Here is a 21701-nt window from a genome sequence, read left to right as displayed (position 1 = left end):
CCGGCCACCGCGGCCGGGGCGGAGGCTTTTCGGTCCTCGAACCCGCCCCGAGCTGCGTGAATGCCGCGCGCGGACCGAGTGTCAGACCCCCCGCCTAGACTCGCAGAGGTAATCGGATCCCGATGTGGGAGGGAGTCTGTGGGCATGCCGCGATTCGTGCATACCCCCGCACGTCGGGCCGGGCGTGCCCGCCCGGCCGAGCACGCCGCGCCGGCTCTTCCGCCCGCGTCGGGGCCTCTTCAGGTGCCCCCCTCCGGGTCCTCCGTCACCGCCCCCTCCACCCTCGTGGCGACGCCTGTGTCGGCGTCCGGGCCCGCGCGGGTGTTCGCGCCGGACGCTCTCGTGCGCTGCGCCGCCGTGTTCCTGCCCGCCGGGCTGCCGCGCGAGGGCCGGGTGGCGTTCTGGTCGCCCGAGGGCGAGCTGCCGCCGCCGGCGGAGCCGCGGGAGCGCCGGGCAGCGACGGGAGGCCGGACGGGTTCGCACGGCGCGGTCGACGGCCCCGGTGCCGCGCGGCCGGTCGCCACGGGACCGGAGCGGGACGAGGTGACGGTCGTACGGCTCCAGGAGGGCGTGGCCCACGCGTGCGCCGTTCCGGCGGTGGTGCTGCCCGTGGCCGACGCCCTGCCCCTGCTGGTGCGCGCCCGCCGGGACGGCGCCGCGCATCCGGCCGCGGCCTGCTGGGGCGCCGCCGCGTCGCACGCGCTGCATCTGCTCGCGCGCGGCAGACTGCTCCCGGGGCTCACCGCGTCCGACCATGACGCCTGGCGGGCGGGACCGCTCGACGCCGACGACATCGCGCAGCTCAGGGCCATCGCCGCGGCGATGCCACCGGAGGCACACGCGGTGCCGCTCACCGGGCCGCCTCCCCCGGAGCCGTCCCCCGATTCCCTCTCCGCCGAGGACCGGCGGCTTCGCCTGCCCGACCCCGAAGCACTGGTGCGCGCGTTCCTCGACGCCGTGGCCGACTCCGTCCCGCGCACCCCGGCCGCCGCGTTCGCGGCGGGAGCGCCGTTCGCCGCGCGGGCCCCGCAGCGACTTCCGGGCGCCAGGACCTGGGCGGCGGAGGCGGCGGCCGGGATGGACGCGGGAGTACGGGTGTCGCTGCGTCTCGACCTCTCCGCCTACGACGCCTTCGACTCCGCCGCCGTGGCGGCGGCGCGTGAGCCCGCTCAGGCCCGGGGGACCAGGGCGGTGGACGGGGCGGAGGAAGCCGACGCGACCGAAGGGGCCTACGTGACGTCGGGCCTGCCAGGACGCGGCGGCCCGGACGACGGTGGAGCTCCGCGGCGCGCCGGGACCGCTCTCGTCCAGATCCACAGCCTGGCCGACCCCACCCTTGTCGTCGACGCGGCCGGGCTCTGGGCCGGACACGGCGACGACAGCTTCGGTCCCAGGGCCAGGATCGACGCGATGCTCGCCCTCCGCCGCGCGGCCCGCGTCTGGGCGCCCCTCACCCGGCTGCTGGAGAGGGACGTCCCCGACGCCCTGCCGCTCGCCGAGGACGAGCTCTACGACCTGCTGGGCCCGGGAGCGGCCCGCCTCGCCGACGCGGGGGTCGCCGTGCACTGGCCCAGGGAGCTGGCCCGTACGCTCAGCGCCACCGCGGTCGTCCGCCCCGCGCCCGGCACGGCGACGGACGGCACCTTCTTCTTCGACACCGACGAACTGCTCAGGTTCGACTGGCAACTGGCCCTCGACGGGGATCCGCTCACCGAACGGGAGATGGACGCGCTCGCCGAGTCGCACCGGCCGATCGTGCGCCTGCGCGACCAGTGGGTGGTGGTCGACCCCGCGCTCGTCCGCAAGGCACGCCGACGCGAGCTGGGGCTGCTGGAGCCGGTCGACGCGCTGGCGGTCGCCCTGACCGGCAGCACGGAGGTCGACGGCGAGACGGTTCAGGCCGTCCCGGCCGGCGCGCTGGCGGCGCTGCGCGACCGGCTGGTCGCCGGCCCGGCCGCGGTCCCGCAGCCACCGGCGCTGGCCGCCACCCTGCGGGACTACCAGCTGAAGGGGCTCGCGTGGCTGGACCTGATGACCTCGCTCGGTCTCGGCGGCTGTCTCGCGGACGACATGGGCCTCGGCAAGACCGTCACGGTCATCGCGCTCCACCTGCACCGCGCGCGCCCGACACCGACCCTCGTCGTCTGCCCCGCCTCCCTCCTCGGTAACTGGCAGCGGGAGATCGCCCGCTTCGCGCCGGGCGTTCCCGCGCACCGCTTCCACGGCACCGGACGCACCCTGGAGGGAGTGACGGACGGTTTCGTCCTCACCACGTACGGGACGATGCGCTCCAGCGCCGACACCCTGGCCGCGCAGACCTGGGGCATGGTCGTCGCCGACGAGGCACAGCACGTGAAGAACCCGTTCTCGTCCACCGCCAAGGCGCTCCGCACCATCCCGGCACCCGCCAGGGTCGCCCTCACCGGGACCCCCGTCGAGAACAACCTGTCCGAGCTGTGGGCGCTGCTCGACTGGACGACCCCCGGCCTGCTCGGCCCGCTCAAGGCCTTCCGCTCCCGTCACGCCCGCATCGTCGAGAACGTGGAGAACGCGAAGCACGCCGGCGTCAGGGACGCGGACAACGAGCACGCGGTGGAGCGGCTGTCCCGGCTGGTCCGGCCGTTCCTGCTGCGCAGGCGTAAGTCCGATCCGGGCATCGTGCCCGAGCTGCCGCCCAAGACCGAGAGCGACCACCCGGTCGCGCTCACCCGGGAGCAGGCGTCGCTCTACGAGGCCGTCGTCCGCGAGACGATGGCCGCCATCGAGGCGGCGGAGGGCATCGCCCGCCGCGGCCTCGTCATGAAGCTGCTCACCTCCCTCAAACAGATCTGCAACCACCCCGCGCAGTATCTGAAGGAGGACAGGACCCGGCTGGCCGGCCGCTCCGGAAAACTGTCCCTGCTCGAGGAGTTGCTCGACACGATCCTCGCCGAGGAGGGGTCCGTCCTGATCTTCACCCAGTACGTGTCGATGGCCCGCCTGCTCTCCGCCCATCTCGCGGCCCGCGCGATCCCGTCGCAGCTTCTGCACGGGGGCACGCCCGTCGCGGACCGCGAGCGCATGGTGGACAGGTTCCAGTCCGGCGAGGTCCCGGTCTTCGTCCTCTCGCTGAAAGCGGCGGGCACCGGCCTCAATCTGACGAGGGCCGGTCATGTCGTCCACTTCGACCGCTGGTGGAACCCGGCGGTGGAGGAGCAGGCCACCGACCGCGCCTACCGCATCGGGCAGACCCAGCCGGTGCAGGTCCACCGGCTGATCGCGGAGGGCACGGTCGAGGACAGGATCGCCGAGATGCTCCGGTCCAAGCGGGCGCTGGCCGACGCCGTCCTCGGCTCGGGCGAGGCCGCCCTGACCGAGCTGACCGACCGGGAACTGGCGGACCTGGTCTCCCTGCGGAGGCTGTCATGAGCCCGGCGCGCACACCACGGCACGACGACCTCCGTCGTACGTTCCCCGCCCTGCCGCCCCGGCCGGAGCCGGACGACGACTTCGCCGCCACCTGGTGGGGCAACGCCTGGGTGGAGTCCATGGAGGACACCGCGCTGGACCCCGCGCGCCTCCTGCGGGGCCGCGCCTACGCCGGACGCGGCCGGGTCGACGCGATCACCGTCACGCCCGGCCGGGTCGTGGCGTACGTCCACGGTTCCAGACCGCGCCCGTACCGCACGGAGATCCGGCTGCGCACGCTGGTCGAGGACGACTGGGAGGACCTCCTCGACGCGGCGGCCGCCCGCCCCGACCACATCGCCGCCCTGCTCGACAAGGAGATGCCGCACAGTCTGGCCGCCGCCGCCGACCTGCTGCCTGCCGCGGGCGATCTGACCCCCGACTGCTCCTGCCCCGACGACGGCTACCCCTGCAAGCACGCCGCCGCCCTCTGCTACCAGACGGCCAGGCTCCTGGACGAGGACCCCTTCGTCCTGTTCCTGATCCGGGGCCGGGGCGAGAGCGCGGTCCTCGCCGATCTGACCAGGCGCAACGCCGCGCGCTCCGCCGCCGAACGGCCCCCGGAGCCACCGCCGATGCCGTCCGTCGAGGCGCGTACCGCCCTGGCGCCGAGGGCGCTCCCCGCGTTGCCGCCGCCGTTCCCCGCGCCGGCGTGGCCCGGCCGCCCGCCCGTCTACCCGCAGGCGCCCGGCGCGCCCGACCCGATGGCGCTGGACCTCCTGGCCACGGAAGCCGCGTCCCGGGCGCATACGTTCCTCACCACCGGCCTCGACCCGGTCGGCGCGCTCACCCCCTGGCAGGACGCGGTCCGGCTGGCCGCCGCCCATCCCGGATCCGGACTCACCGCCTCCACCCGCGCCCTCTACCGCGACCTGGCCGGCGCCCTCGACCGCACGCCCACCGATCTGGCGCGCGCCGTCGCGGCCTGGCGCCAGGGCGGCCTCGCCGGACTCGCGGTCCTGGAAGAGCCCTGGGACCCGCCCGCCGGCCCCTTCGACCGGGCCCGGCCCGCCCTGGCGGCAGCCGACTTCCCGGGCTTCCGTCCCTGGCGCAACCGGCTCTCCACCTCGACCCTCCAATTGCGCTTCGGCCGCGACGGCGTCTGGTACGGGTACGAGTCCGACCGCGACCGCGAGGACTGGTGGCCGCGCGGGACCCCGGACACCGACCCCGTGGGCGCGCTCACTGCCCTGCTGGGGAGGTGACCGATAGGCTCTGTCCTTCCAACGATCAGCGGTCGAAGGGGGCCCGGTGGAAGCCGAGTTGGTGGCGCTGGCGACGGCGGGCGCGACGGCGCTCGTCCAGCAGATGGCGACGGACGGCTGGGCCGGGGCGCGTGAGCGGATGACGCGGTTCCTCGCCAGGCGTGGGGCGGCGAGCCCGGAGTCGATCGAGTCCGACCTGGAGACGGCACAGGGCGAACTGACCGCCGCGCGACGGGATGACGACGAGGAGACGGCCGAAGGGCTGCAGGCCGAGTGGCGGAACCGGCTGCGCCGCGCGCTGCGCGCCGACCCGGCGGCCGCCGGTGAACTGAGCGCTCTGCTGGCCGAGTTGGATCACGGCCCCGACGACGACCCGGCCGGCCGGGCCCCGAGCGGCCCCACCGGCCCCCGCATCGGCACGGCGTTCGGCGGTGAGGTACGTGCGAGGTCGGCCGTCCAGGCGGGAGAGATCGGCAGCCTCACCCAGCACCTGCACTTCCACGGTTCCCCCGACGCGTACGGCCCGGACCGTCTCGCGGAGCCGGTCGGCGCGGCCGGCCGGGGCGGCCCGGCGTCGGGCGGCGCGACCGCCGGGCGGGCCGAGCTCGCCGGGCGGACCGGGCTCGCCGGGGCGATCGCCGTTCTCGAACATCAACTGCCGCTGGAAGAAGAGCCGTTCGAGAACAGGGACACGGAGCGCGAGGCGGTCCTGCGCACCCTTGAGGAGAGGCAGCGGTCGAGTCCGCCGACCCGCCCGCTGACGGTCGTGTTCAGCGGGGTGAGCGGCATCGGCAAGACCGCCCTGGCCGTCCGGCTCGCCCATGAGCTCAAGCCCCGTTTCCGGACCCGCTACGTCGACCTCGACGAATGGCGGACGGCCGGCTCCCTCGACCTCGCCGCCGTACTGAAACACCTGCTGAGCCGGCTCGGGGTGGCCGAGAGCTGGATCCCCGCGGAGTACCGGCGGCTGGTGCGGCTGTACGAGGAGAGGACCCAGGGAGCGCGCCTGGCGCTGGTCCTCGACAACGCCTGGTCCGCCGACGAGATCACCACTCTGCTGCCGGTCTCGGCCGAATCGGTCGTGCTGATCGCGGCCCGGGAGCGGCTGCCCGCCCTGGAGGCGCGCGGCGCCCTCGGGCTCGCCCTCGGGCCGCTCTCCCACGAGCACGGCATGGAACTGCTCCGCAGGATCACCGCCCCCGTGCGGCCCGACGAGCCGGACCGGTCGCTGACCAGGCTCGCCCGGGTCTGCGACGGGTTCCCCGTCGCACTGCGGGCGGCCGGGACACTGCTGTACGAGCGCCCGGGACGGCGTGCGGAGCGGCTGGCGGCGGACCTGGCCGCGCAGCTCGAACAGAGGGGACTGCCCGTGGTGGAAGCGGTGTGGAACGCCACCTACGGCGGGCTCGCCGCGCCCGCCGCCCGGCTCTACCGGCTGTTGCCGGACCATCCGGGCTACGACATCACGCCCGAGGCCGCCGCCGCGCTGATCGGGACCGACGTGGACGAGGCGGCCGACGCGCTCGACGACCTGACGGCCGCCGGGCTGCTGTCCCCGTCCCCCTCCCCGCCACGCGGGCCCGGACGGTCGGTCCTGCGGGGCCTGCTGCGCGCGCACGCCGCTCGCTGCGCGGCCCGGCACGGGGACCCTGCCGAGCCGCGGGAGGGGCTGCGCCGGCTCCTCGTCTGGTACCGCAGGCAGGCCGAGCGGGCCGACCGGGCGATCGCCGAGGGCAGGCTGCGCCGGGCCGAGCCGGTCCCGGAGCAGCCGTACGGAGCGGACGTGCCGTTCGAGTCCCGGACGTCCGGGCCGGCGCCCGAGGCGTCCGGGGCAGCCGCGCGACGCTGGCTCGACACGGAACGCAAGGCGCTGTACGGATTCGTGCGCATCGCGGTCGAGCTGGGTGAGGACGACCACGCGTGGGCGCTGTGCGAGGCGTTGTGGAAGCACTACGAGGACCAGCACAACCACGACGACGCGATCAGGGCGTTCGAGCTCGGCCGGGACGCCGCGCTGCGCTGCGAACGGCCCGACGCGCTGATCCGGATGCGCTGCCAACTGGCGCAGGCGCTCTGGAAGACGGGCCGGGCGCACGAGGCGGACCAGGAGACCGAGCAGGCCGTGCGGTCGGCGGAGTCGGTCGAGGCCGGTACGGTCCTGCACGCGTCGGCCCTGGAGTTCCGCGGGAAGTTCCTCGCCTGGCGCGGTGAGCCGGACCGGGCCGTCGAGTACTTCGAGCGGTCACGCGCCATCCACCGTGCGCGGGGCAACGCGTACGGTGTCCTGCTCCTGGGTTTCCTGCTCGGCAGGAGCCTGCGGGCAGCGGGCAGGCCGACCGAGGCCGAGCCGGAGATGGTGGCCACGTGCAGGCTGGCCCGCGAGCAGCGGCACGACCGGATGGCCGCACGGGCGACGGCCGAGCTGGGCCGTGTTCACCGGGCGGCGGGCGACGTGGACCGCGCCGTCACCGTGCTGGGCGAGGCGCTCGCCCTCGAGGCGCGGCGCGGCTCCACGTACGACGAGGCGGCGCTGCACGAGGAACTGGCGGACCTCGCCGAAGAGCGGGACGACAGGGCGACGGCGCGGGAGCACCGCACCCGCGCCCGTGAACTGCGGCAGAGTGCGGGCGTGGCGGCGGCACCCGACGCCTGAGCCCCGGTTCGCGGTCCGTGGGCCACGGCGGGCGTCCCCGCGGCGACGGGAGCTCCGGGCCGGCCTGCCGCCGCGCGGAGCACGGACCGGTACCGGCGGACCGGTAGGGGCCGTTCCCGGCCCTGGCGCGGTGGGTCACAGCTCGGCGTGCGTCTCCGTCTCGGTCGCGTACGCCAGCAGGACGGTCGTCCGTCGGCCGCCCACCAGGCAGTCGAGGGAGACGGGCAGCGCCGGGGTCTCGTTCGCCTCCAGCCAGGCGTGGACACAGGACAGCACGGCGGCGGGATCGGGACGGACCCACGGCTCCGGGGACGCGTGGGCCGCGAGCCGTACGGACAGCGCCTCCCGGTGCCCCGCACGCCTGAGCACACCGTGGTCATGGGTGAGGACGGCCGCCGCCGTACGGCAGCCCGGGTATTCCTCCAGGACAGACGTCGTCCAGCCGCCCGCCGTCCAGAAGGCGTCCCTCGCGTGCGGCTCCGGGCCGGTGGCGGGCCGCGCGCGGCGGACGAGCAGCCCGGCGGCACGCGTCTCGTTCACGGACGAGAGTCCGTACTCGGCGACCGTGTGGCCGCCGTGCGGACCGCGGGACAGGGGGTACCGCGCGACCGAGACCGTGGTGCCGCGCACCTCGGTGAGCGCCGCGAGCGCCGTCGGCCGCTCGCCGGTGACGCGGGGCAGGGGGAGGGGCCGGGCGGTGACGGCGCCGGCCGGCGGTTCGAGGCCGAGCAGCCGGTAACAGTGGGCCCGCAGACGCTCCAGGGCCCGGTCCCGCTCGGCGAAGGCCGTGTCCGCCACCGCCCGGGTGTCACCGGGCCGGTATGCCGCGACGGCGGCGTCGACCTGCCTGCCGAGCGCCGCGTCGGCCGTCAGCCGTGGCACGTGCGCCAGAAGACCGGCCATGGGGCTGGCGGGGACCAGCTCCGTGCCGCCCTCGTAGCAGCCGATCAGGGGCCGGTCCAGCGCCGCCGCGTACAGGGCGGCGGACCCGTGGTCCGTCAGGACGCAGTCCGCCGCTGTGAGGACCGCGGCCCACTCCTCGTACGGCCGGGGGAGCAGCAGCCCGGCGTCCAGCGCGGGACGGAGCCGTCGGCGCAGCTCGAACGCGCCGAGCTCGCTGTGGACGTTGGGGTGGACGACGAGCGCCACCTGGTAGGCGTCGTGAGGGAGTTCCGCGGTCAGCCGCGCCGGCAGCCCGGGCCGGCGGACCATCAGCGATTCCGGCCCCCAGGTCGACACCACGGCCACGAGCCGCCGCCCGCCGGTGCGCAACGCGTCGCGGTAGCGCTCCCGGAGGCCGCGGGACGCCAGCATCCGGTCCAGCGTCGGATCCCCGACGACCCTCGCCCGGGCCGCCACGGCCCGTGACTCGCGTGCCAGCCGGGTCAGTTGGCCGGGGTGGGCGAGCGCGTGCAGCGCGGCCAGCGGCTCGCCGTCGCGCAGGAGCTGCCGGGGATGCAGACCGGACGCGGAGTCGTCGTCCGAGGCGTCGGGCAGCCGCTTGTTGAACCCGGCGCCGTGCGGCAGCAGCACGAGCGGACCGCGCAGCTCGTGCAGCGGGCCGTTGGGACTGGCCGCGACGACGAGCGCGTGCTCGGTGCGTACGGCGGTGGACCAGGGAATCGTCCGGGCACCGGCCTCATCGAGCGCGGCAAGGGCGTCGGTGCCGAAGTCGGATCCGGGGACGAGTGTGAAGACCGGCCGGATCCGGTCGTCACCGGAGAAGACGGGGAGGGTGTCGAGGAGGCGGTTCAGCGCGGTCGCCGAGCGTACGGCGTACAGCACGGAAAGCTCCGCTGCCCGCTGCCCGCTGCCCGCTGCCCGCTGCCCGCTGCCCGCTGCCCGCTGCCCGCTGCCCGCTGCCCGCTGCCATCGCAATGGTCTATTCTACGCCGCTCCGTGTGGCCGGATGCGCTCTTTCCCCCGCCCGCGCCGTCGCCCGCTCCGGGAGCGGCGGACTCGTTCGGTGGCTCCGGCGGCATGGGGACGATCGTACGCGGATGCCCGGCGTACGCGGACGGCCGCACCGGCGAGCACCGGTGGCGGGGCGGGCCCGGCGTACCCCGGTTGCTCCCTGTTCCCGGTGCCCTTCCCCGCCCGGCCCGTACGGAGGACAGGGAGGGAAGGGCGGGAAGGGCGGGGCCGGACGGCCGGATCAGGCGGTGTGCAGCCGCAGTCCGTACCGGTTGAGGATCTCGTTGATCGGCTGGTAGAAGGTCGTCCCGCCGGTGGTGCAGTTGCCAGAGGCCCCCGAGGTGACGCCCTGGGCCTGGTCACCGCTGATGTAGGCGCCGCCGGAGTCCCCGGGCTCGGCGCAGGCGCTGGTCTGGGTCAGCTGGTAGACGAGTTGACCGTTGCCGTAGTTGACCGTCACGTTCTTGCCCTGCACGACACCGCAGCGCCAGTGCGTCGTGGAGCCGGAGCGGCAGATCGAGGCGCCGACCGGGGCCTCGTTGGAGCCGCGGACCAGAGCGTCGGGGACGGTGCCCCAGCCCAGGACCACCGGGACCGTCCACCAGCCGCTGCCGACGTTGACCCAGGCGTAGTCGTTCTCGGGGAAGGACGACCCCTGGAAGTTGCCGATGTAGGTGTTGTCCCAGCCCCGCACCGAGGCGCCGACCGAGCCGCAGTGGCCGGCGGTGACGAAGCCGCCCTGGACGGAGAAGCCGATGGAGCAGCGCACGTTCCCCGTGTAGTACGGGTCGCCGCCGACGGTGCCCGCGGCCGTGGTACGGATCGGCGCGGCGATCTCCTCGACGGTCACCGGGCCGGCCTCGCGGGCCTTGGCGACGAAGGCCTGGACGTCCTTGTCGTTCTTCTGGGCGGTGACGACGCTCACGACGACGCGGTTGGACGTGGGGTCGACGCCCCAGCTGCTGACGCCGTCCGGCGCCGTGAGGCCGTCCATGCGCTTCTTGGCCGCGTCGAGCCGGCTCGCGCTGTACTCGACCAGGCGGACGGTCGCGCCCGTGGCCCGGACTGCGTCGGCCTTCGCGCGGTCGGTGACGGCGACGGTCAGCTTGCCGCTGTCCGAACTGATCCAGGATCCGCCGTACGAGGAACCGGCGGCGCGCCGCGCCTTGCCTTCGACGGCGGTGGCCGTCTTCTCGGTGGCCAGTCGGGCCTCGGCCTGACTCGGCGTGAGCCCGAGGTCCTTCTGCATGGCGGTGAGCATGGCGGCGGAGGCCGGCTCTTCAGGAGCGGGCGAGGCGGCGGTGGCGGGGGCGAGGCCGGCGGTCGCCCAGGTGCCGAGGAGAAGGAGCGCGGACAGGCCGGTGCGTATCACGGTCGAGCGTCTCAAGGGGGTGGCCCTTCTTTGTTCCAGCATGTGGGGGTGGAACGACAAGCGCCTGAGAGCGCTCTCTGGCGCTGACAGCGGGAGCGTAGCGACAAGAGATTGACAGGTCCAGACCATGAACGCCCCGGAGTTCGGCCGGTTTCGAGCGGCATCGGAGGCCTCGGCCACCGCGGAACGGCGGCGCTCTCGGGTGGTTGACCCCATTTCGGCCCGCGTTCGTACCGCTTCTCCAGGCGGTCGGCTCCGCTCGCGTGCGCGTCACCTCGGCCATCACGCGTCAACCGCCGCTCGCCGTCGCGCTGTTTAGGGTGGAGCCCATGGCCACCACGACCTCCGGGCAGCCTCATCAGCAGCCTTCGCAGCCTTCTCCGTCGGCCCCTGGGCAGGTCGGAGAGCAACCTCTGTACGACCCGACGGCCGAACTGCTCGCGGATCCGTACGCTGTCTACGAACGGCTGCGCGAGACGGCACCCGTGCGGCGGATCGTCGGCCCCGACGGACGGCCCGCCTGGCTCGTCACCCGGTACGAGGACGTACGGCGGGCGCTCGCCGATCCCCGGCTCTCGCTCGACAAGCGCCATGCCCTGCCCGGCAATTACCACGGCTTCCAGCTGCCGCCCGCGCTGGACGCCAACCTGCTCAACATGGACCCGCCGGACCACACCCGTATCCGCCGTCTCGTCGTACGCGCCTTCACGCCGGGGCGGATCGAGATGCTCAGGGGGCCGGTCCGGCGCACCGCCGACGAACTCCTGGACGCCCTGCCCGCCGGGCGTGCCGATCTGATCGCCTCGTACGCCGCTCCGCTGCCGATCGTCGTCATCTGTGAGCTGCTGGGCGTACCGCCGGAGGACCGGCGCGACTTCCGCGAGTGGACCGATGCCCTGGTCGCACCCGATCCGAGCAGGCCCGGGCGCGCGAAGGAGGCCGTCCGCGACATGCTCGCCTTCTTCACGGGACTCCTCGCCACCAAGCGCGCCGAACCCGGCGACGACCTGCTCTCCGCGCTGATCGCGGTGCGCGACGACGCCGGGGACGACGGTGACGCCGGAGCGGGTGGTGACGGCGGAGAAGGCGATGACGGCGGTGACGAATGGGCCGGGGCAGGCGCCGGCGGTGCGGCGGACGGGCTCGGTGAGGACGAGTTGATGTCCCTGGCCTTCCTGATCCTCTTCGCCGGGTACGAGAACGCCGTCCAGCTGATCGGCAACTCCGTCCTCGCGCTGCTGCGGCACCCGGACCAGATGGCGGCACTGCGGGCGGACCCCGGCAGGGCGGGTGCGGCGGTCGCCGAGTTCGCGCGGTACGAGGGCCCCGCGCTGCTGGCGATCCGTCGCTTCCCGGTCGAGGACGTGGTGATCGGCGGGGCGACCGTACCGGCGGGCGAGACCGTCATGCTGTCCCTCGCCGCCGCCAACCGCGACCCCGAGCGCTTCCCCGACGCCGACCGGCTCGATCTCGACCGCGACGCCTCCGGCCATGTCGCCCTCGGCCACGGCATCCACTACTGCCTGGGCGCGCCGCTCGCCCGACTGGAGACCGAGGTGGCGCTCACCGCGTTGCTGGAGCGGTTCCCGCGGCTGGAACTCGACGTGCCGTACGAGGAACTGCGCCGGCGGCCCTCGACCCGGGCCCGGGGACTGCTCGCGCTGCCCGTACGGTACTGACGGGGCCTTCCGGCCCGTGACGCGGTGGGGTCGCGGCCCACGGCCCCTCGCGATTCGTCCCCGCCCGCCCCCGGCCTCGTGGCTACTGGCGGTACCCGCTCAGGAAACGGCCGATGCGGCTGATCGCCGCGTCGAGATCGTCCGCGTACGGCAGTGTCAGGATGCGGAAGTGGTCGGGGCGCGGCCAGTTGAAGCCGGTGCCCTGGACGACCTGGATCTTCTCGCGCAGCAGGAGGTCCAGGACGAACCGCTCGTCGTCGTGGATCCGGTGCACAGCCGGGTCGATGCGGGGGAACGCGTACAGCGCGCCCTTCGGCTTCACGCAGGAGACTCCGGGGATCTCGTTGAGCTTCTCCCAGGCGCGGTTGCGCTGCTCGTACAGCCTGCCTCCGGGGGCGGTGAGCTCCCGGATGGACTGGCGGCCGCCGAGCGCGGCCTGAATGGCGTACTGTGCGGGCGCGTTGGGGCACAGGCGCATCGAGGCGAGCATCGTCAGCCCCTCCAAGTAGCTGCGCGCATGCTGTGTGGGGCCCGTGACGACCAGCCAGCCGGAGCGGAAACCGGCCACCCGGTACGTCTTCGAGAGGCCGCTGAAGGTGAGGACGACCAGGTCGGGGGCGAGGGCGGCGGCGCTGTGGTGGACCGCGTCGTCGTAGACGATCTGGTCGTAGATCTCGTCGGCGAAGACCATGAGCTGGTGGCGGCGGGCGAGGTCCAGGATGCCCTCGACGATCTCACGTGGGTAGACCGCGCCCGTGGGGTTGTTGGGGTTGATGATCACGACGGCCTTCGTCCGGTCCGTGATCTTCGAGGCCATGTCGGCCAGGTCCGGGTACCACTCCGCCGCCTCGTCGCAGAGATAGTGCACGGGCCGGCCCCCGGCCAGCGTGGTGACCGCTGTCCAGAGCGGGAAGTCCGGCGCCGGGATCAGCACCTCGTCACCGTCCTCCAGGAGAGCCTGGACGGCCATGGAGACCAGTTCCGAGACGCCGTTGCCCAGGAAGACGTCGTCGACGGTGACATCCGGCAGACCGAGCGTCTGGTAACGCTGTGCGACGGCGCGGCGCGCGGAGAGGATGCCGCGTGAGTCCGAGTAGCCGTGGGCCTGCGGAAGCATCCGGATCATGTCCTGGACGATCTCCTCCGGCGCCTCGAACCCGAAGAGCGCGGGATTCCCGGTGTTCAGGCGCAGCACGCTGTGGCCCGCCTCCTCCAGCGCGTCGGCCTGCTCGATCACCGGGCCGCGGATCTCGTAGCAGACCTCACTGAGCTTGCTCGACTGCCGGAACTCCATGCGTGCCCTCCCAGATTCGATGCGATACTTGGTTTTACCAAGTGCGAGCTTGGAAAGTCCAACAACATGTCTACACTGCGTCGCATGCCACGCCGCCGAAGCTACGACCAGTACTGTGCCGCCGCCCGTGCCCTGGATGCCGTGGGTGACCGCTGGACCCTCCTGATCGTCCGGGAGCTCCTCGCGGGCCCCCGTCGCTACACCGACCTGCACGCCGACCTGCCCGGTGTGAGCACGGACGTGCTCGCCTCGCGCCTGAAGGACATGGAGCGTGACGATCTGGTCACGCGCCGTCGGCTGCCGCCGCCCGCCGCCGCGTCCGTGTACGAGCTGACGGGGCGAGGGCGGGATCTGCTGCCGGTTCTCACCGCCCTCGCGGAGTGGGGCGCCCCGGAGCTCGCGGAGCGCCGGCCCACCGATGCCGTGCGGGCCCACTGGTTCGCCGTGCCGCTGCTCCCCGTTCTGGGCGAGTTGTCGGCCGGTCTGTCGGGGCCGTCGGTCCGGTCCGGGTGTGGGCGGCCAGAGCGGCCCGGCCTGGAGGGCGTCGAGTGGAGCGACGCGGCGACCGGCGGGGGCTATGAGGGGGTGGTGGAGGTCGTTCTGGACGAGGGGGCGTTCCATGTACGGCTCGGTGGTGGCGGTCCGGTGTACGGGGAGGGTCCCGTCGAGCGGCCCGACGCCCGGCTCGCGCTGGACGCCGACACCTGCCGCGCGCTGGCCGGGGGCTCGTTGAGCGTGCCGGACGGCGTGCGGGACGGCCTGATCGAGGTGACGGGGGAGGGGGTGCTCGCCAAGCTGCTGCGGGGGGAGTGAGGGCGACGGGGTGGCGTGGTGATGGATGGCAACAGGGCGGGCGCGCAGGGGGGCGGTCGGGAGGGAATAGGGTTTTTGTGACGGATGTCATACTTGAAGACGTCAGTATGTGCTGACGGTTCCGCGACGGTCCGCCGGGTCGTGATCACAGCGCCTCGGTGGCCGGCCCCCGGCAGGGTGAGATGAGGGACGATGAGGCGACCGGACACCGCAGGGGACTCTCGGTCCATCCGGTCGGAGGAGCTGACCAGCTCGAACGGATCCGGCGGCTCGGACAGCCCGGGTAGGTCGAACGGCTCGAACGGCTCGAACGGCTCGAACGGGTCGAGCGACTGCCACGGCCCGCACGGCTGCTTCGAGCCGGAAGGTCATCCGGGGCCCCAGGAGCCGATGAGCGGGGGAGACCCCGGTGGCCCTGTCGGAGAGGTGTCCACGGCCATGGCCACCGTGGACGCGCGGGGCGTTGTGACCGGATGGGGCGAGGGCGCGCGGAGCCTGCTCGGCTACGAGTCCTCGGAGATCCTGGGGCGGCCCGCCGCCGTCCTGCTGGCGGGGAAGGCGCCCACCGTGGAGGAGCGCCGCCCGGCGGAGGAGCGACGTAGATGGCACGGGACGGTGACCCTGCTGCATCGGGACGGCACCCCCGTCGAGGTCCGGTTGCTGGCGCACTTCGGCGCGCGCGCCGACGGCGATCCCATCGACACGGGGCACGGTGACGACGGCCGTGGTGACGACGGCCGTGATGACCGCGCCGGCGGCGATTGCACGACAGGGGCCGACGGGGCCGCCGGGACCGGGCCGGAAAGCGGTGGTCCGGCCGACAGGGTCGCTCATGAATGGCTGATTGTCTCGCCTCTGACCGGTGGGGCGCCGGTCAGAGGCGATGACGACCTGATCAGAAAGGGCTTCGTGGGCTCCCCGTGCACGATGGCGCTCTACGACGAACAACTCCGGCTGCGGCGGGTCAACGACGACATGGAGCGGGTCCTCGGCCTGGCCGAGGACGACATCCGCGGACTCCGGCTGCCCGAGATCGTGCGGGGCCCGTACGGCTACGAGGTGGAACGGCGGATGCGGCGCGCCCTTGAGTCGGGCGAGACACAGTACGTCGAATTCCCCATCCGGCTCGTGGGCCATGACCGGGCGTCGGCCTGGGCGGTCTCCCTGGCCCCGCTGCGCGGCGAGGACGACGGCCGGGTACGGGGCGTGATCCTCTCGGGCCACGACATGACCCGGCAGTACACCGCCCGCCGTCGTCTGCGCCTGGTCAGCGAGGCGAGCACACGTATCGGAAGCACGCTCGACATCGTGCGCACCGCGCAGGAACTGGCCGACTTCGCCGTCCCGGTGATCGCGGACTTCGTCACCGTCGATCTGCTCCCCACCGTCAGCACCGGCGGCGAACCGCCCGACGGACCGCTGTCCGGCCACGTCATGCTCCGGCGCGTCGCCTGCCGGTCGGTGCTGGAAGGCTGCCCGGAGGCGGTCGTGCCCATCGGGGAGACGGACTTCTATCCCGATTTCTCGCCGGCCGCCGAGTGCCTGCTCCTACAGCGCGGGATCATGAACCGGGTCACGGACCCCAGTATCGGTCAATGGGCGGCCCAAGCGCCGGAACGGTCGCGGAGCGTACGGAAGTTCGGCTTTCATTCGACGATGGCCGTTCCGCTGCTCGCGCGGGGCACCACCCTCGGTGCGGCCACGTTCTCGCGGCACCGTACCCCCGAGCCGTTCGAGCCGGACGACCTGCTCATGGCCGAGGACCTCACGGCACGGGCGGCCGTCTGCATCGACAACGCCCGCCGTTATACGCGTGAGCGCGACACGGCGCTGACTCTGCAACGCAGCCTCCTGCCGAGGGTGTTGCCCCAGCATGCGGCGGTCGAGGCCGCGTTCCGCTATCTGCCGGCCGGTTCGGGGGCCGGTGTGGGCGGTGACTGGTTCGACGTGATTCCGCTGTCGAGTTCGCGCGTCGCGCTGGTGGTGGGCGATGTCGTGGGCCACGGCCTCCAGGCGTCGGCCACGATGGGCAGGCTGCGGACGGCGGTACGGACCCTGGCCGATGTCGACCTGCCCCCGGACGAACTGCTCACCCACCTCGACGACCTCGTCAACCGCGTGTCCGCCGAGGAAGCGGACGCGCCGAACGCGCCGAACGGCCGGAGCGGCGCCGACGGGGAGGACGCCGCGAGCGCCGCGAGCGCCGGGAGCAGCGGAGGCACCGGAAGCACTCGAAGCAGCGGAAGCAGCGGAAGTTCAGCAAGCGCCGAGTACGCCGCGAGCCCCGAGAGCGCCGCGGCGGAGACCACCGGCGATGTCGGCGCCACCTGCCTGTACGCGGTCTACGACCCGGTCTCCCGGAAGTGTTCCCTGGCCCGTGCCGGACATCCGCAGCCGGTGCTGGTCAGGCCCGACGGCGATGCCGAGTTCGTCGACCTGCCCGCCGGCCCCCCGCTCGGCCTCGGCAACCTGCCGTTCGAGACCGCCGAGATCCAGCTTCCGGAAGGCAGCCTGCTCGCCCTCTACACCAATGGCCTGATCGACTCGCGGGAGCGCGGACCCGACGACACGATGACCGCGCTGCGCGAGGCGTTGGCCCGGCCGGCCGCGTCGCTGGAGGAGCTCTGTGACACGGTCCTCGAAACGGTGCTCCCCGCCCGCCCCGCCGACGACGTCGCCCTGCTGTTGGCCCGTACCCGCGCGCTCGACGCGAGCCAGGTGGTGACCTGGGAGCTGGCCCGCGATCCGGCGGTGGTGGCCCGGGCCCGCGGAAACGTTTCCGACCAGCTGGCGGCCTGGGGGCTGGACGAGGCCGTCTTCACCACGGAACTCGTCGTCAGCGAGTTGGTCACGAACGCCATCCGGTACGCCAGCGCGCCCATCCAGCTCCGGCTGATCCATGACCGCAACCTCATCTGCGAGGTCTCCGACGGCAGCAACACCGCGCCGCACCTCCGCCGGGCCCGGGTGTTCGACGAGGGAGGCCGCGGCTTGCTGCTCGTGGCCCAGCTGACCCGGAGCTGGGGCACACGGCAGGGTGTCGGCGGGAAGACGATCTGGGCGGAGCAGACGCTGCCGGTGGGCGAGCCGGCTCTCTTGTCGGCCGCGCTGTGACCCGGGGCGGCCGGGACGTCGTCCCGTACGACGAGGTTCGTCTCTTTGACGACGGGCTCCGTCTCTCGGACCTCCCTCCGTACGGCTGCACGATGATGAACGGATGCGACTTGAAGCGATCACGTGGGACCGGCTGACCGAGGCCCTGGCCGGTCGGATCACGCGGACCGAGACGGCGGACGGCGGCCCTTGGCTGCGCGTCGCCGTCGACGGGGCACCGGCCGCCGCACCCGGGGAGCGGGCCCGCGCGCTCGCGGAGGCGCTGCGCGTCCGTGGCCGGGCGGTGCTGGTGGTCGGCGCGGAAGACTTTCTGCGGCCCGCCTCGCTGCGGTACGAGTACGGGCGCGAGGACCCGGAGACGTATTACAGCGGCTGGTTCGACACCGGGGCACTCTGGCGGGAGGTCTTCACCCCGCTGGAGCCGGACGGAACGGGGCGCGTGCTGCCCGACCTGTGGGATCCGGCCACCGACCGCGCCACCCGCAGTCCCCGCCGCGCACTGGCCCCCGGCGGTGTCCTGCTCCTGCACGGTCCACTGCTGCTGGGGCACTGGTTCCCCTTCGACTTCACGGTGCACCTGCGCCTGTCGCCGGCCGCGCTCCGGCGCCGTACCGAGGAGGGCGCCCGCTGGACGCTGCCCGCCTTCGCGCGGTACGAGGACGAGGTGGCCCCCGCGGACACGGCCGACGTGGTAGTGCGGACCGACGATCCCCGCCACCCGGCCTGGGGCGGGCTCGCACAGGCATGACGGCGATGGCGATGGCGGCCTCCCGTGTCACGCGGTGCGCCGACCGGGCTCCGGCCGGCCGCCCGGCAGCGTGACCGCGACGGCGCCCGCGCGGCAGCCCTCCGCCGCCGCGGCGGCCGGTTCCGCACCCGCCAGCCGGGCGGCGAGGAAGGCGCCGGTGAAGGCGTCGCCCGCGCCCGTGGCGTCCACGGCACGGGCCGGTGGCGCCGGGACCCGGGCCGTCACCTCGCCCTCCGCCGCCACCAGCGCCCCGGCGGCGCCCAGGGTGACCACGACCAGTGGTACCCGTCGGCTCAGTTCGGCGGCGGCCCGCGCCGCGTCCGGCAGGCCGGTGAGGAGCCGGGCCTCGTCCGCGTTGGGCAGCAGCGTCTCCGCGCCCGCCACAGCGGTCAGGAAACGGTGCGGGCCGAGCCGTCCGAGGAAGCCGGCCGAGGCGGGATCCACACTCACCGGAACACCGCGTTCCCGAGCGGCCTCCATGGCGACGAGGGCGAGCCGCCGGCTGGAACCGGTGAAGAAGAGGTAGCCGGACAGGTGCAGCCGGCCGGCCCCGTCCAGCAGGGAGGGCGACCAGTCGGCGGGCGACAGGCGCAGCGCGGCGCCGCTGTCGGTCAGCAGAGTGCGCTCGGCCGAGGCGTCGACCAGGCAGATCACCGTGCCGGTCGGGGCGTGGGGGTCGACGACGAGGCGGGCCCGTACCCCCGCTCGCCGCAGCCGTTCCGCGTGCCAGTCCCGGGCGTCCGCCCCCACGCCCGCCAGCAGTCGCACGTCCGCGCACCCGCTGTGGGCGGCCCAGCAGGCCGCGTTGGCCCCGGCGCCGCCCGGCAGTGTACGGATCTCGGCGGCCGTGTCCGTGCCGTGGGCCGGCGGGGTGGCGAAGCGCGCGACCACGTCCGTGATCACATCCCCGATCACCAGGAGCGCGCCCACCCCGGAGCCCGCGCGGCCGTCGGCGGGCCGTGGATCGGTACGCGGCGGATCGGCGCGCGATGTGCCGTCACGCGACAAACGGGCAGACGATGTGCCGGCAGGAGACGCAGGGGTACGCGGTAGGGCGGGGCGCGGTACGTCGGGCCGGGGCCCGGGGCGGGCGGGCGCTGCCGCCGGTCCGCCTCCGTGCCTCACAGAGCCGCCGCGATCCGGGCCGCGAGCCGGACGTTGCCGCGCACCGCCGCCAGGTTGGCCTCCAACGACGCGCCGCCCGTCCGTCGCGTCAACTGATCCAGCAGGAACGGCGTGACGGCCTGGCCCCCGACGCCCCGCTCCCGGCACTCCGCCAGTGCCTCCCCGAGCACCCGGTCGTGCAGGTCCGGGTCCAACTGCTCCGACTCGGGCACGGGATTGGCCACCAGCAGGGCCGCCGCCGGTCCGCCCAGCGCGTCCCGCGCGCCGATCACCGCCGCCACCTCCTCGGGCGTACGGACCGTCCAGTCGACGGGCTCACCGGACGAGGCGAGGTAGAAACCGGGAAAGCGGTCCGTGCCGTAGCCGAGGACACCCACGCCCAGGGTCTCCAGCCGCTGGAGCGTCGCCGGTACGTCGAGGATCGACTTGACGCCCGCGCACACCACCGTGATCCGGGTCCTGGCGAGCAGTCGCAGATCGGCCGACTCGTCCTGCGTCTCGGTCCAGCCCCGGTGCACCCCGCCCAACCCGCCCGTCGCGAAGACGCGGATCCCGGCCCGCGCCGCGAGGAACGCCGTGGCGGACACCGTGGTCGCGCCGCTCGCGCGCAGTGCGAGAGCCGGCGCGAGGTCGCGCTGCCCCAGCTTCCGTACGGAGTCGTCCCGGGCCACCCGCTCCAACTGCTCGCCGCTCAGGCCCACATGTGGCCGACCGTCGAGCACGGCCACGGTCGCGGGGACGGCGCCCGCGGACCGTACGATGCCCTCCAGTTCTTCGGCGACGGCCAGATTGCGCGGGCGAGGCAGTCCGTGCGCGATGATCGTCGACTCCAGCGCGACCACGGGGCGACGCGCGGCGAGCGCCTCCCGGACGTCGGGGGACAGTTGCACTGTCGTGGTGTCTGGCATGTCCCCATCCATGGCACCCGCGGAACGCCCGCAAACGTCACCGGCCGTATCCGATTCCGCTCCCCCGCCGGCGACCGCCGGGCCGTTCCATCACGGCCCGGCGGTCTCCGGTCGTGGGCAAGGCTCGTGGGCAGGCCTGTCAGGCGGCCTTCACCCCGTCCAGCGCGCCATGCGGATTCAGCACGTACTTACGGCTCGCACCCTGGTCGAACTCCGCGTAGCCGCGCGGGGCGTCGTCCAGCCTGATCACCGTCGCGTTGACCGCCTTGGCGATGTGGACCTTGTCGTGCAGGATCGCCATCATCAGTTCACGGTGGTACTTCATCACCGGGCACTGGCCCGTGGTGAACTCATGGCTCTTCGCCCAGCCCAGGCCCAGCCGTACCTTCAGCGTCCCGGTCTTGGCGTCCTGATCGACGCCTCCGGGGTCCTCGGTCACGTACAGCCCCGGAATGCCGAGCGCGCCGCCCGCCCTGACCACTCTCATCAGGGAGTTGAGCACGGTCGCCGGTGCCTCCTCGGCGTCGGGCCTGTGAGCCCTCGCCTCGAACCCGACCGCGTCGACGGCCACGTCCACCTCCGGCTCGCCCACGATCTGGGCTATCTGCTCGTCGAGGGCGCCCTGGGTGAGATCGACCGTCTCGCACCCGAAGCTACGGGCCTGGGCCAGCCGTTCACCGTTCAGGTCGCCGACGATGACGACCGCCGCACCGAGCAACTGCGCCGCTGCCGCCGCCGCCAGACCCACGGGACCCGCGCCCGCGACGTACACCGTGGAGCCGACCTTCGTCCCCGCGGTGATCGCGCCGTGGTAGCCGGTCGGGAAGATGTCCGACAGCATCGTCAGGTCGAGGAGCTTGTCACGGGCCGCGTCCCGGTCGGGGAAGCGGAGCAGGTTGAAGTCCGCGTACGGCACCATCACGTACTCCGCCTGGCCGCCGACCCAGCCGCCCATGTCCACATAGCCGTACGCGGCGCCCGGGCGGGCGGGATTGACGTTCAGGCAGATGCCCGTCTTCCGCTCCTTGCAGTTGCGGCAACGTCCGCAGGCGATGTTGAAGGGCACCGACACGATGTCCCCGTCCTCGATGAACTCGACGTCGGGACCGCGTTCGACGACTTCTCCCGTGATCTCGTGTCCGAGCACCAGGCCCTCGGGGGCCGTGGTGCGGCCACGCACCATGTGCTGGTCGCTGCCACATATGTTGGTGGCCAGGATTTTGAGTATGACCCCGTGCCGGCAGACCCGGCCCACGTTGTCGCGAGCCACTCCCGGCCCGTCTTTCAATTCGAGCGTGGGGTAGTCGATGGTCCTGACGTCCACCTCACCCGGCTTGATGTAAGCGACCGCCCTGTTTCCTCCGCTCATGCCGGCTCGCCGTCCCTTCGGACCCACCCGTCCGGTGGATCACTCGGTCTGTGCGTATTT

General features: G+C 73.7%; 13 protein-coding genes. 7 read left to right on the top strand and 6 right to left on the bottom strand.

Annotated features, from left to right (window positions below; genetic code table 11):
- Positions 1–285: 285 nt before the first annotated feature.
- From ACU6P3_RS07410 to ACU6P3_RS07400, 3 genes are read left to right on the top strand one after another with little or no spacing between them, the layout of a single operon-like run.
- Positions 286–3408 (top strand): SCO1167/SCO6262 family helicase, encoded by a 3123-nt coding sequence (locus tag ACU6P3_RS07410; protein WP_447196425.1) that lies wholly within the window; start codon positions 286–288, stop codon positions 3406–3408.
- Positions 3405–4652, top strand: a complete 1248-nt coding sequence (locus tag ACU6P3_RS07405) for an SWIM zinc finger family protein (protein WP_447196424.1) — start codon at positions 3405–3407, stop codon at positions 4650–4652. The genes ACU6P3_RS07410 and ACU6P3_RS07405 overlap by 4 nt, the downstream gene beginning before the upstream one ends.
- Before the next feature lie 46 nt (positions 4653–4698).
- Entirely contained in the window at positions 4699–7305 is a 2607-nt protein-coding gene (locus ACU6P3_RS07400; RefSeq protein ID WP_447196423.1) for an NB-ARC domain-containing protein, read from the top strand.
- 135 nt (positions 7306–7440) lie between these two features.
- On the opposite strand, the gene ACU6P3_RS07395 is transcribed toward ACU6P3_RS07400, so the two are convergent.
- Both ACU6P3_RS07395 and ACU6P3_RS07390 read right to left on the bottom strand, forming a co-directional pair.
- Positions 7441–9090, bottom strand: coding sequence for a translation initiation factor 2 (locus tag ACU6P3_RS07395; protein WP_447197796.1), 1650 nt, complete (start codon positions 9088–9090; stop codon positions 7441–7443).
- Positions 9091–9460: 370 nt separating this feature from the next.
- Positions 9461–10606 carry a S1 family peptidase gene (locus ACU6P3_RS07390; RefSeq protein ID WP_447196422.1) on the bottom strand — a complete coding sequence of 382 codons (1146 nt, stop codon included), beginning with the start codon at positions 10604–10606 and terminating at the stop codon, positions 9461–9463.
- Positions 10607–10920: 314 nt separating this feature from the next.
- On the opposite strand from ACU6P3_RS07390, the gene ACU6P3_RS07385 reads away from it, so the two are divergent.
- Positions 10921–12270 (top strand): cytochrome P450 family protein, encoded by a 1350-nt coding sequence (locus tag ACU6P3_RS07385; RefSeq protein ID WP_447196421.1) that lies wholly within the window; start codon positions 10921–10923, stop codon positions 12268–12270.
- A gap of 82 nt (positions 12271–12352) precedes the next feature.
- Here ACU6P3_RS07385 and ACU6P3_RS07380 read toward each other — a convergent pair whose 3' ends face one another.
- Positions 12353–13564, bottom strand: a complete 1212-nt coding sequence (locus ACU6P3_RS07380) for a pyridoxal phosphate-dependent aminotransferase (protein ID WP_447196420.1) — start codon at positions 13562–13564, stop codon at positions 12353–12355.
- Between the two features lie 84 nt (positions 13565–13648).
- Between ACU6P3_RS07380 and ACU6P3_RS07375 the strand changes: the two genes are divergently transcribed.
- The 3 genes from ACU6P3_RS07375 (at position 13649) to ACU6P3_RS07365 (ending at position 18239) form a co-directional block, all read left to right on the top strand.
- On the top strand, positions 13649–14377 hold the full coding sequence (locus ACU6P3_RS07375; protein WP_447196419.1) for a winged helix-turn-helix transcriptional regulator: 729 nt from the start codon (positions 13649–13651) through the stop codon (positions 14375–14377).
- 438 nt (positions 14378–14815) lie between these two features.
- Positions 14816–17491: an ATP-binding SpoIIE family protein phosphatase gene (locus ACU6P3_RS07370; RefSeq protein ID WP_447196418.1), complete on the top strand. Its 2676-nt coding sequence runs from the start codon at positions 14816–14818 to the stop codon at positions 17489–17491.
- A 103-nt stretch (positions 17492–17594) separates the two neighbouring features.
- The gene (locus tag ACU6P3_RS07365) at positions 17595–18239 is read left to right on the top strand and encodes a nucleoside/nucleotide kinase family protein (protein ID WP_447196417.1); all 645 of its coding nucleotides are present in this window, start codon (positions 17595–17597) and stop codon (positions 18237–18239) included.
- A gap of 27 nt (positions 18240–18266) precedes the next feature.
- Here ACU6P3_RS07365 and ACU6P3_RS07360 read toward each other — a convergent pair whose 3' ends face one another.
- From ACU6P3_RS07360 to fdhA, 3 genes are all read right to left on the bottom strand, one after another.
- Entirely contained in the window at positions 18267–19169 is a 903-nt protein-coding gene (locus ACU6P3_RS07360; RefSeq protein WP_447197795.1) for a carbohydrate kinase family protein, read from the bottom strand.
- A gap of 191 nt (positions 19170–19360) precedes the next feature.
- Positions 19361–20272, bottom strand: coding sequence for a pseudouridine-5'-phosphate glycosidase (locus tag ACU6P3_RS07355; RefSeq protein ID WP_447196416.1), 912 nt, complete (start codon positions 20270–20272; stop codon positions 19361–19363).
- 139 nt (positions 20273–20411) lie between these two features.
- Positions 20412–21641, bottom strand: coding sequence for a formaldehyde dehydrogenase, glutathione-independent (fdhA, locus tag ACU6P3_RS07350; protein ID WP_447196415.1), 1230 nt, complete (start codon positions 21639–21641; stop codon positions 20412–20414).
- Between the last annotated feature and the right edge of the window lie 60 nt (positions 21642–21701).

It is taken from the genome of Streptomyces hebeiensis, assembly GCF_052983195.1.
This window is presented reverse-complemented; position numbering and strand designations above follow the sequence as displayed.

Coding starts and splice junctions, on each gene's coding strand:
- ACU6P3_RS07385 (WP_447196421.1), top strand. CDS start 10,921: ATGGCCACCACGACCTCCGGGCAGCCTCATCAGCAGCCTTCGCAGCCT.
- ACU6P3_RS07375 (WP_447196419.1), top strand. CDS start 13,649: ATGCCACGCCGCCGAAGCTACGACCAGTACTGTGCCGCCGCCCGTGCC.
- ACU6P3_RS07405 (WP_447196424.1), top strand. CDS start 3,405: ATGAGCCCGGCGCGCACACCACGGCACGACGACCTCCGTCGTACGTTC.
- ACU6P3_RS07380 (WP_447196420.1), bottom strand. CDS start 13,564: ATGGAGTTCCGGCAGTCGAGCAAGCTCAGTGAGGTCTGCTACGAGATC.
- ACU6P3_RS07365 (WP_447196417.1), top strand. CDS start 17,595: ATGCGACTTGAAGCGATCACGTGGGACCGGCTGACCGAGGCCCTGGCC.
- ACU6P3_RS07370 (WP_447196418.1), top strand. CDS start 14,816: ATGGCCACCGTGGACGCGCGGGGCGTTGTGACCGGATGGGGCGAGGGC.
- ACU6P3_RS07355 (WP_447196416.1), bottom strand. CDS start 20,272: ATGCCAGACACCACGACAGTGCAACTGTCCCCCGACGTCCGGGAGGCG.
- fdhA (WP_447196415.1), bottom strand. CDS start 21,641: ATGAGCGGAGGAAACAGGGCGGTCGCTTACATCAAGCCGGGTGAGGTG.